The 10,586-nt window shown below is 66.1% G+C and carries 9 protein-coding genes and 1 other RNA gene; 3 read left to right on the forward strand and 7 right to left on the reverse strand.

Translation table 11 applies throughout. The annotated features are described in order from the left end of the window. The first annotated feature begins 57 nt into the window (after positions 1-57). Positions 58-1,314 carry an ATP-dependent Clp protease ATP-binding subunit ClpX gene (gene clpX, locus K5Q19_RS06155; protein ID WP_292942226.1) on the forward strand — a complete coding sequence of 419 codons (1,257 nt, stop codon included), beginning with the start codon at positions 58-60 and terminating at the stop codon, positions 1,312-1,314. 70 nt (positions 1,315-1,384) lie between these two features. Here clpX and K5Q19_RS06160 read toward each other — a convergent pair whose 3' ends face one another. The 7 genes from K5Q19_RS06160 to K5Q19_RS06190 all read right to left on the reverse strand — a co-directional run bounded on the left by K5Q19_RS06160 (position 1,385) and on the right by K5Q19_RS06190 (position 6,497). After that, positions 1,385-2,275 (reverse strand): hypothetical protein, encoded by an 891-nt coding sequence (locus tag K5Q19_RS06160; RefSeq protein ID WP_292942228.1) that lies wholly within the window; start codon positions 2,273-2,275, stop codon positions 1,385-1,387. A gap of 108 nt (positions 2,276-2,383) precedes the next feature. Further along, positions 2,384-3,088: a Fe-Mn family superoxide dismutase gene (locus tag K5Q19_RS06165; RefSeq protein ID WP_292942230.1), complete on the reverse strand. Its 705-nt coding sequence runs from the start codon at positions 3,086-3,088 to the stop codon at positions 2,384-2,386. A 65-nt stretch (positions 3,089-3,153) separates the two neighbouring features. Then, positions 3,154-4,122, reverse strand: coding sequence for a cation diffusion facilitator family transporter (locus K5Q19_RS06170; protein WP_292942232.1), 969 nt, complete (start codon positions 4,120-4,122; stop codon positions 3,154-3,156). Between the two features lie 44 nt (positions 4,123-4,166). After that, positions 4,167-4,567: RNase P RNA component class A (gene rnpB, locus K5Q19_RS06175), an RNA gene on the reverse strand. Between the two features lie 7 nt (positions 4,568-4,574). Beyond that, positions 4,575-5,279, reverse strand: coding sequence for an N-acetylmuramoyl-L-alanine amidase (locus tag K5Q19_RS06180; RefSeq protein WP_292942234.1), 705 nt, complete (start codon positions 5,277-5,279; stop codon positions 4,575-4,577). Positions 5,280-5,283: 4 nt separating this feature from the next. Next, positions 5,284-5,940 carry a histidine phosphotransferase family protein gene (locus K5Q19_RS06185; protein WP_292942236.1) on the reverse strand — a complete coding sequence of 219 codons (657 nt, stop codon included), beginning with the start codon at positions 5,938-5,940 and terminating at the stop codon, positions 5,284-5,286. Between the two features lie 143 nt (positions 5,941-6,083). Next, complete coding sequence (locus tag K5Q19_RS06190; protein ID WP_292942238.1) at positions 6,084-6,497, reverse strand: M67 family metallopeptidase; 414 nt, start codon at positions 6,495-6,497, stop codon at positions 6,084-6,086. 110 nt (positions 6,498-6,607) lie between these two features. On the opposite strand from K5Q19_RS06190, the gene K5Q19_RS06195 reads away from it, so the two are divergent. Together K5Q19_RS06195 and K5Q19_RS06200 are read left to right on the forward strand one after the other, a co-directional pair. Further along, the gene (locus K5Q19_RS06195; protein ID WP_292942240.1) at positions 6,608-9,250 is read left to right on the forward strand and encodes a calcium-binding protein; all 2,643 of its coding nucleotides are present in this window, start codon (positions 6,608-6,610) and stop codon (positions 9,248-9,250) included. An 85-nt stretch (positions 9,251-9,335) separates the two neighbouring features. Then, complete coding sequence (locus tag K5Q19_RS06200; protein ID WP_292942242.1) at positions 9,336-10,301, forward strand: RluA family pseudouridine synthase; 966 nt, start codon at positions 9,336-9,338, stop codon at positions 10,299-10,301. Positions 10,302-10,586: the final 285 nt, after the last annotated feature.

The raw sequence follows: 10,586 nt of genomic DNA on the forward strand, positions 1-10,586 counted from the left end.
TCCGGGTAGTAGGATAACCGGGTCCGCCTCTCGTGGAGGGGCGTCTGGGATGTAAGAATGACCAAGCTTTCCGGATCGGATACCAAGAGCACGCTGTACTGCAGTTTCTGCGGCAAATCGCAGCACGAGGTGCGCAAGCTCATCGCCGGCCCCACCGTGTTCATCTGCGATGAATGCGTCGAGCTGTGCAACGACATCATCCGTGAGGAGACCAAGGCTGGTCTCGCCGGTAAGAAGGATGGCGGCGTTCCGACCCCGCGCGATATCTTCGTGACACTGAACGACTACGTGATCGGTCAGGACCGTGCGAAGCGCGTGCTCTCGGTGGCGGTGCACAACCACTACAAGCGCCTCAAACACAGCGGCAAGGGCGGCGACGTCGAGCTGTCGAAGTCGAACATCCTGCTCGTCGGGCCGACCGGCTCGGGCAAGACGCTGCTCGCGCAGACCTTGGCCAAGACCTTCGACGTGCCCTTCACCATGGCCGACGCGACGACGCTGACCGAAGCGGGCTATGTGGGCGAGGACGTCGAGAACATCATCCTCAAGCTGCTGCAGGCGAGCGACTACAACGTCGAGAAGGCGCAGCACGGCATCGTCTACATCGACGAGATCGACAAGATCAGCCGCAAGGCCGAGAACCCCTCGATCACGCGCGACGTTTCGGGCGAAGGCGTGCAGCAGGCGCTGCTGAAGCTGATGGAAGGCACGACCGCGAGCGTGCCGCCGCAGGGCGGGCGCAAGCATCCGCAGCAGGAATTCCTGCAGGTGGACACGACCAACATACTGTTCATCTGCGGCGGCGCCTTTGCCGGCCTTGAAAAGATCATCTCGGACCGCCTGCAGAAGCGCTCGATCGGCTTTGGCGCGCATGTCGCCGATCCGGACAAGCGCAAGGTGGGCGAACTGCTCCAGAAGGCGGAGCCGGAGGATCTCCTCAAGTTCGGCCTGATCCCCGAATTCGTCGGGCGTCTGCCAGTGATCGCGACGCTCAACGACCTCGACATCGAGGCGCTGGTCAAGATCCTGCGCGAGCCCAAGAACGCGCTGATCAAGCAGTACCAGAAGCTGTTCGACCTTGAGGACGTGCAGCTGACCTTCACCGAGGAGGCGCTCGAAGCGATCGCCAAGAAGGCCATCGAACGCAAGACCGGCGCACGCGGCCTGCGTTCGATCGTCGAAGGGCTGCTGCTCGATACGATGTTCGACCTGCCGACCCTGGAAGGCGTGACCGAAGTGGTGGTCGACAAGGATGTCGTCGACGGCCGCAAGGAGCCGGTGCAGGTTCTGAAGGGCAAGGAAGAAGCGGCCTGAGCAAGGCGCGGCTTCGGCCATGAAACAAAACGGGCCCGGGAGGTAGCTTCCGGGCCCGTTTTGCCGAGTATCACCCTTGTTTGCGGCTGACCTTGACCGCGAGCCCGCAGTGATCGGTGACCGTCACCCCGCCGGAGGACTGCGACAGGTAGACCGGTCCGGCCTCAAGATTGAGCGTCGTGGTGTTGTAGACCGCGACGTCGAACATCTTTGTTCCGGCGCTGTTGGTCCCCCCTTGGGTGACCTGCCAGTTGTCGAAGGGGCTGACGGTGTTGTTGGCGTGTGCGTTGGCGAAGCCCTGCGAAAGAGCATTCTGGGTGAAATTGCTCGAGCTCTGGTTGGTATCGCCAATCACCAGATCGATCGGGCCGCGACCGATCGTGACGAGGTGATTGTTGAGCTGCGCGTAGAAGTCCCGCACTTTGATCGCGTCGGTCGCGATGGCGTTCGGCACGTGCACGAACAGCACGGAAAGCCCGGCGATCGAGTAGATCACGAAGCCCAGCCCCTCGGCCAGCAGCTGGATCTGCGCGGCGACTCCGGCCTGGGCGAAGGCGGTGAAGCACTGGCAGGCCTTGGCATTACCGGTGACATTCGCGAGCAGGCCCGAGTTCTGGCGCAGTGCGGCGAAATCGGCATTGCTGACGTCGAGCTCGCCGCACACGAGCAGATCGGGCATCGTACCGATCGCGCGGTAGATGTTCTGATAGATCAGCGCGATCTGGTTGCCGAAGGCAACCTGGGTCGGCGGGCCGGCGAGCGCCTGGATCGGGCGCAGATGGGCCGGGCCCTCCACCGGCAGCGCGAACTCGTTATCGAGTGACGGCAAGACAAGCGCCTGATGGCCGGCACCCGTCACCCGGTTGGCCGTGGCGCGGGTCAGCGGCTGCTGCCACATCGAGGCGAGGCCGTGGGTGGTGCTCGAATTGGCGTTGAACGACTGGTATGCGATGACCGGCATGACGGCTCCCGTAGTCCCCCCGAAGCAGGGTCTTAGCTTACTGCGTCGAGGATTCGAGGCAAGCTGGCGCAGCGCTGTGCCTGAGGGTGCAGGCCCCCCCCAGTCGGATCAGCCCGTGACCTTGGCAAACCGCGCATCCGCCGCCGTCCAAGTCGCGGCGGCCATGAAGGCATCGACGTAAGCCGCGGCCTTTGCGCCATAGTCCATGGCATAGGCGTGCTCGTACATGTCCATGGCCAGGATCGGAGTGCCGCCCGCGAGGGTCTGGGTGTGATCGTTCGCCCACTGGTTGGTGAGGCGGCCATCGTGCGGCGACCATTGCAGGAGGACCCAGCCCGAACCGCCGCCGAGCGCCTTGCCCATGGCGGAAAACTCGGCCGCCCAGCGGCTGAAGCTGCCGAAATCGCGCTCGATCGCGGCGCCCAGTTTCGCACCGGGTTTCCCGCCGGTTCCGAGGCACGAGAAGTAGATTTCGTGGAGGATCATCGAGTTCCACGCGAGGAGTTCCTCGCGCTTCAGGCCGTTGAGCATGAAGCCGGGGGCGGTGGCCATGTCGAGCTTGGCGAGTTCGCCCTTGATCGCGCCGATGCGCTTCACCGCGCTGACGTAGTTGTTGTCGTGGTGGCTGGTGAGGAGCTTGGCGGACAGGCCGGGGATCGTGGCGGGATCGAACGGGAGCGGCGCCGGCGCGGGCGCGAAGACGGGGCCGGAAGGCGCGGGCGGAGTGGCTGCGGTCTGCGCGGCGGCGGGGATCGCGCTGGCGGCAGCGGCGGTGAGCGCGGCGGTGAGGGCGGTGCGGCGGTCGATGGACATGGGGGGCTCCTGCGAAAGGTTGGCGGGAGAGTACGACCCCGCAGCCGAGCCTGTCCAGCGGTCTCCTAGGCCAGCTTGGCGCGGGGCTGGCACGCCGGAGCGCAGGCGTGGCCGGCGTGATCGGTCGTCTCGATCTGCACCGTGGCGTGGCAGATGCCGAATTCGTGTTCCAGCGAATGGGCAAGGCCGGTGAGAAAGGCGTCGCCGGGGTGGCCTGCGGGCATCACGAGATGCGCGGTCATTGCGGTTTCAGTGGTGCTCATCGGCCAGATGTGGAGATCGTGAACCGCGCTGACGCCGGGCAACGCGGCGAGGAACTGCTCGACCCGGCGCGCGTCGACCGAGGCGGGGACGCCGTGGAGGCCCATCTTGAGCGAATCCTTGGCAAGGCCCCAGGTGCCCCACGCGATCACGCCGACAATGGCGAGGCTGGTGACGGGATCGATCCACCACGCGCCGGTGAGGGCGATCAGCGCGCCCGCCGCGACCACGCCAGCGGACACCGCAGCATCGGAGGCCATGTGGAGATAGGCGCCGCGGATGTTGATGTCATGCTCACGCCCGCGCAGGAACAGGAGCGCTGTCAGCGTGTTGATCGCGATGCCGATGCCCGCCACGACCATGACCGGGCCGGCCTCGACAGGTTGCGGCGCGATCAGGCGGTGGATCGTCTCGACAAGGATCGCGCCGAGCGCCAGCATCAGCAGCGCGGCGTTGAACAGGGCGGCGAGGATCGAGCTGGATTTGTAGCCATAGGTGAAGCGCGCCGAGGGCGGGCGCGCGGCCAGCACGCTGGCGGCCCAGGCCACGGCGAGGCTGAGCACGTCCGACAGGTTGTGCCCGGCATCGGCGACGAGCGCCATCGAGCCTGCGGCAATGCCATAACCCGCCTCGATCAGGACAAAGCCGCTGTTGAGCGCGATGCCGATCGCAAAGGCGCGGCCGAAGCTGGCGGGCGCATGGCTGTGACCATGCCCATGCGCGTGGCCATGGTCATGCCCATGGCCGTGATGGTGGTGATGCGCGCCGGACATGCGGCGTTTCCTAGCGCCTTCGAGCCGGGTAGGAAAACGCTTTGAATGCCAGGGGGCCTGTAAGCCGGGTTCTGTGGCGCGGACGGTATCCCACTTGTGGACCGTATCCGCGTCGGCAGCCATTCCTCTAGGCGGCCCGTTGCCGGGCGCGCTCAAGCGACCAACCCGGACTGCTGGCCCGAAACAGGCCTGCTCCGAAGAGCGCGCAGTCCCTATTCGGTCTTGCTCCGGGTGGGGTTTGCCATGCCGCTTCCGTTACCGGTCGCGCGGTGCGCTCTTGCCGCACCCTTTCACCCTTGCTGCCCATTTCTGGGTTAGCGGTCTGCTCTCTGTGGCACTTTCCCTTGATCCTTTCGGACCCGGCGGGCGTTACCCGCCACCCTTGTTTCGTGGAGCCCGGACTTTCCTCGGGATCTTGCGATCACGCGGCTGCCCGGCCCCCTGGCGAGGCGTCACCTAGCACGCCCGAGGTCGCGTTCCAACAGAAGCTCGAACAGCAGCGCGCCGATCTGGCCGTCGATCTCGCCATCGATGCGCGAGGGGCGCCAGCGGCGCTGGAAGGCGCGCACGGCGGCGACGGGATCGGTGATGTCATACCCGAAGCGTTCGAGCGCGAGGTAGAAGGCGCCGGGGTTGTCGAACACGAGGCGCATCGCAAGCTTGGGCTTGGCGAGCGCCAGCCGGTAGCGGGCGAGGAGGTCCCACGGGAACAGCTCGCCCGGATCTTCCTTGCGCGCCGGGGCGACATCCGAGTGGCCGACGATGTTGGCGCGGGGGATGTCGTGGCGCTTCACGATATCAGCGAGGAGCGGGATCAGCGCTTCCAACTGCGCTTCGGGGAAGGGGCGATAGCCGAACTCGTGGCCGGGATTGACGAGTTCGATGCCGATGCTGGCCGAGTTCACATCGGTGATCCCGCGCCACGAGGAGCGCCCCGCATGCCATGCGCGCTTCGCTTCATCGACGAGGCGGATGACGGTGCCGTCCTCGTCGATCAGGTAGTGCGCGGAGACTTCCGCTGCCGGATCGCACAGCCGCTCGAGCGCTTCGGCGGCAGTGCGCATGCCGGTGTAGTGCAGGACCACCATGGAAACGGGCAGCTTGCGCTCGTTCCAGTTGGGCGAGGGGACCTCGCGGTGGACCAGCCAGCGGTTCATCATTTCATGCAGCGACGGGCAGCATCGCCCCCATCACGAGAGCCTCGGGCGCGGCGTGGTACTGGAGTGTGCCGCCAAGGCTGTCGACCAATTGGCGGAGCATGGCGGCGGGCGCGGTGCGGCTCGAAAGTTCCTCGGCCGGGAGCGCGCCTTCGAGCGCGAGCCCGACATTGCGATCGAACACGACGCGCGCACCGGTCGCGCGGATGACGATCTCGCTGCACGGCTTCGCGCCATCCGTCCGCAGTTCGGCGGCGATATCGAGCGTGCCGCCGCGGACCAGCGCTTCAATGCCGATCAGCGCGAGGTTGAGCAGCGTCTTGACAGCGGGCTTGGGCAGGCTGCTGCCGGCCAGCGCCCAGTTGGCCTGAATGCGCCCGTTGTTGCCAACGAGCGCATCGATCAGCGCGCGGGGTTCATCGAGCGGGACCATATCGCCGAAGCCGCCCGCCGCCCCGAAGGCGAGGCGGAAGAAGCGCAGCTTGTCCGCCGAAATGCGCGCGCTCTGTTCGAGCAGCTCGAAACACTTCTGGCGCATCTCGGGGTCCTTCTCCTCGGCGAGGAGTTCGAGACCATTGGTGAGCGCGCCGACGGGCGAGAGCATGTCGTGGCACAGCCGCGAGCACAGCAGACTGGCGAGATCGAGCGAATCGGTGTTCATGTTCAGAATTCGGGCCTTTTCGCTGAATAGGTTGACACGGTTGACACAGTCCTGAGCAAACGTCGCGAAGGCCGGGCCAGAGGCTGTCCGCAGCCGGAGCGAAGCGCGCGAGATGGGGCTGGATGTGACATCACCAACCTGCCTTAACCCTCCTTGACCTGGTAGGAAAGCGCTTCGAACCCGGATGGGGCATCGCGCCACAAGGTGACCGCGCCGGACGCGGCGATGGCCCAGATCCGCCCATCGCCGCTGGCCGATGCGGCATCGGTGGCGGAGGGGCGGGCAAGGCCATTGGGGTGCGAGTGGAAGTAGCCGACGAGTTGCGGGCCGCCTGAGTCCCTGGCAGCGCGCGCGGCCTTGTGCGCGGCGATGAGGGCGGCGGGATCGATCTCGAAATGGCGATGCGGTTCGCCGTGGACATTGGCGGCAGGCTGCGCCGTTTCGATGTGGGCGGCGTTGCCGAACAGCAGCCCGCAGGCTTCACGAGGGGCAGCCTGCCGGGCGGCATGGAGGATCGCGGCGTGGGCGGCGGGGGAGAGGGTGTATGTTTCGGGCATCGTGGGAGGCAAGGCAATCCCGGCGCGAGCGGTTCCAGCCTCGCGCCTGACATAAAACGGTATCAATCCGCCGGAATAGTCAATTGCCATTGTGGCCGGGGGAACAGTTGATGTCGGTGTATAACAGTGTCGGGGCTGCGTGGTCCAACAACGATCCCCTGGCTACCGAACAGCAAACCTCGATCGGCCGGCTTTCGGGCGGCCGATATGTGGTGGCGTGGGTCGATGGAGGCGGCGGCGCGAACAATATCCGCGCGCAGATCTTCAATGCCAATGGCACCGCTGCCGGCGCGCAGTTCGTCGTCAATGACCCGCCCAACCCCGCCGAAGAGCGCGCCAAATCCAACCCCACGGTGACGACGCTGGACGACGGCAAGTTCGTGATCGCGTGGGACGAGGCTGGCCGAGGCACCAGCGGCAACGGCATCGTCGCGCATGTCTATGACGAGGACGGTGCTTCGGTCGGCGATCCGTTCCTGGCGGGTACCTATTCCATCGATGACATTGTCGCTGCCGTTTCCCCGAGGATCATTCCGGCCGGGGGCGATCAGTTCCATGTCGTGGCGCAATCGTCCCCGCTGTCCGGAAACCCCGGTCTCTTTGCGCAACTGGTCGATTCGGCCGGCACGGTTCTGGGCGGGCGCACGCAGATCAACGCGGCGCTGACCGGCGGCGAGCAGATCATCGCGTTTGATGCCGCAAGGCTTGGCAGCGGATCAAGTGTGGTGGCCTATGTGAAGGGGGCTGGCTCTTCCGCCTCCATCGTCGCCAGGATCGTCGATTCGGCGATGCAGCTGACCGGTCCCGAGTTCGTGGTTGACGCATCTGCGCCTTCCAGCATCGGGAGGGAGGCGGATGCCGTTTCCGTGGCAGCGCTGACCGATGGCGGTTTTGCGGTGAAGTGGATCGAGAATTCCACTCGCAGCGGCTTTGCCTCCGACGTCTGGGTGCAGCTTTACAGCGGCACCGGCGCCGCGGTGGGCAATGCGATTCTGGTCGCATCCACGGGCGGCAGTTACCCCGCTTCGGATGTCACCGCCCTTGATGACGGCAACTTTCTGGTCACGTGGCAGAACAGCGCTTCGACCAACGGGGCGGGCCTGTATGGCCAGGTCTTTGACGGGACCGGAATCAGGGTCGGCCTGACATTCCAGATGCTCCCGGGAGCCAACGGAGCGGCGCAGATCACCGGCGTCGATGGCGGCGGTTTTGCCGTGACGGCCGTCGATGCCCGGTCGCCCAGCGGCAATGCCGTCGCCCGCCTGTTCAATACGGGCAGTGTGCAGGCGACCACCGGCGATGACATCATCGTGTTGCGCCCGGATCACATCGGTGCGGTTTCCGGCCTTGGCGGCAACGACCTCATCTATGGCGACGACACCGACAATGTGCTGCGTGGCGGCGCGGGCAACGACACGTTGGTGGGCGGGCAAGGCAACGACATTCTGGATGGCGGCACAAACGACGATACCGCCGTGTTCGGCGGGGCGGCCAGCAACTACCAGATCGTGCAGACCGGCATTGGCCAGTTCGAGGTCAGTCTGCGCAACGGCAGCTTCACCGGGGTGCGGACGCTGATCAATGTCGAGTTTCTGCGCTTTGCTGACCAGACCATCAGTCTGGTCTCGGCAGGCGCGGGCACCGGCACGGCGGGCAATGATGTGCTGACCGGCACCACCGGCAACGATGTGCTGAACGGGCTTGGCGGCAACGACCAGCTCATCGGGCTCGGCGGCAACGACACGCTCGTTGGCGGCACCGGCAACGATACCATGATCGGCGGCACCGGCGATGACACCTATCTGGTGGACAGCACGACCGACAGGGTGACCGAGCTGGTCGGTGAGGGTACCGACACGGTGCAGACCGCGCTCGCGGCGTACCGGCTGGGTAGCGAAGTCGAGAACCTGACGTTCACCTACACCGATACCAGCGCGCGCAGCGGTACGGGCAACGCGCTCGACAATGTGATCACCGGCGGCGGAGCTGCCGACACGCTGGGCGGCCTCGATGGCAACGACGTGTTGCAGGGCCTCGGCGGCGCCGACACACTCAACGGCGGCGCCGGCAACGACACGCTGGATGGCGGCACAGGCATCGATACAATGAATGGCGGCACCGGCAATGATCGCTACATCGTGGACAGCAGCGGCGATATCGTGCGCGAATTCGCGGGCAGCGGGACCGATACGGTGGAAGCCTCGGCCAGTTACACGCTTTCGTCCAACGTCGAAAATCTCATCCTGACCGGCAGTGCCGCGATCAACGGTACGGGCAGCGCGGTCGCCAACGTGCTGACGGGCAACGCGGGCAACAATGTCCTGTCCGGGCTGGGCGGCGCGGACACGATCGACGGCGGCGAGGGCCAGGACACGCTGAACGGCGGCGCCGGGCAGGACCGGCTGACCGGTGGTCTCGGCGGCGATACCTTCCTGTTTGCCTCGATTACGTCGACCACGCTGGGCAGCAGCGTTGACACCCTGACCGATTTCGCTGCCGGTGAAGGCGACAAGCTTGCCTTCAGCAAAGCGGTGTTCACCGCGCTGGGCGCGATCGGTGCGCTGGGCGCGGACGCGTTCTACGCAGGCACCGCCGCGCACGACGCCACCGATCGGATCATCTACAATCAGGCCACTGGCAATCTGTTCTACGATCCCGATGGCACGGGCAGCAGAGCCGCCGTGCTTGTCGCCACGCTCGGCGATGCGGTGCACCCGGCGCTGGCGTTTGCCGATATCCTGATCGTGGCCTGAGGTCTGCCGCGCGCGGAACTGCCCAAGCGGCGGACCTGAGCGAGGTCTTGCCGCTCTGCCACCTCGTTCCCATATCGGACGAACCATGGGGGCATGCGAGACCATCATCGAGGGCATCATTCCCGCCGGCGGGCTGCGGCTCGACCGGGCGCTGGCCGATGTCTCGGGCCTCTCGCGCGAGCGGGTCAAGGCGCTGATGGACGAGGGCCGGGTGGCGCTGGCGGGGAAGACAGCCGCGCAGGCCTCCTTGAAGCCCGCCGAAGGCACGCCTTTCACCATCCGCGTGCCGGAAGCTGCACCAGCGGAAGCGGCGGCGCAGGATATTCCGCTGAGTGTGGTCTACGAGGACGCGCACCTGATCGTGGTCGACAAGCCGGCGGGGCTGGTGGTGCATCCGGCGGCGGGCAACCTTGACGGGACGCTGGTCAACGCGCTGCTCCACCATTGCCGGGGCCAGCTTTCCGGGATCGGCGGGGTCGCGCGGCCGGGGATCGTGCACCGGATCGACAAGGATACTTCGGGGCTGCTGGTCGTCGCCAAGACCGATGCGGCGCACGAGGGGCTGGCGCGGCAGTTTGCCGACCATTCGATCCACCGCGTCTATCAGGCGGTGACGACCGGGGTGCCGGTGCCGGCCGCGGGCACGGTGCGCGGCGCGATCGGGCGCAGCGAGCGCGACCGCAAGAAGATGGCGCTGGTGGCCGACGGACGCGGGAAACATGCGGTGACGCATTACCGCACGATCGAGGTGCTTGCCCAAGGTCCGGGGGGCGCGGCGCTGATCGAGTGCCGGCTCGAGACCGGGCGAACCCACCAGGTGCGCGTTCACCTTGCATCAATCGGCCATGCGCTAGTGGGCGATCCGGTCTATGGACGCACGTCTCCCCTGCATCGGCCCTTGCTTGCCCGACTCGGCTTTCGCCGTCAGGCGCTTCATGCCGCCGAGCTTGGCTTCATCCATCCGGCGAGCGGCGAGTCGGTGCGCTTTGCCAGCCCGACGCCCGTCGATCTCAGAACGCTCATCGTCGAACTGGGAGGGCATGATGGCTGACGCCAGCCTATGTATCAAAGGTGCAATGCCCCAAAAACGCGCTGTATCGAATGGTGCTACGTGGGCGAATAGTTTTGCTGTGTGGCGAGATTGGCCCGGCTCGGATATACCGGAACAAGCCGCGAACGTCTCGCGACACAGCCTGGGCCCGGTTTGGCCTGTGAGGTTCGCGCCCCCCTACAGCGGGCGCGGCGAAAGGATGTGTTCAGGTGTCTGAGAAGAAATCGACCGCGCTGGTCCCTGCCCTTGGCGGCGGTGAAGCGGGGCTCAATCGCTATCTCGCCG

Source organism: Novosphingobium sp. (assembly GCF_019748365.1).
Lineage (GTDB): Bacteria > Pseudomonadota > Alphaproteobacteria > Sphingomonadales > Sphingomonadaceae > Novosphingobium.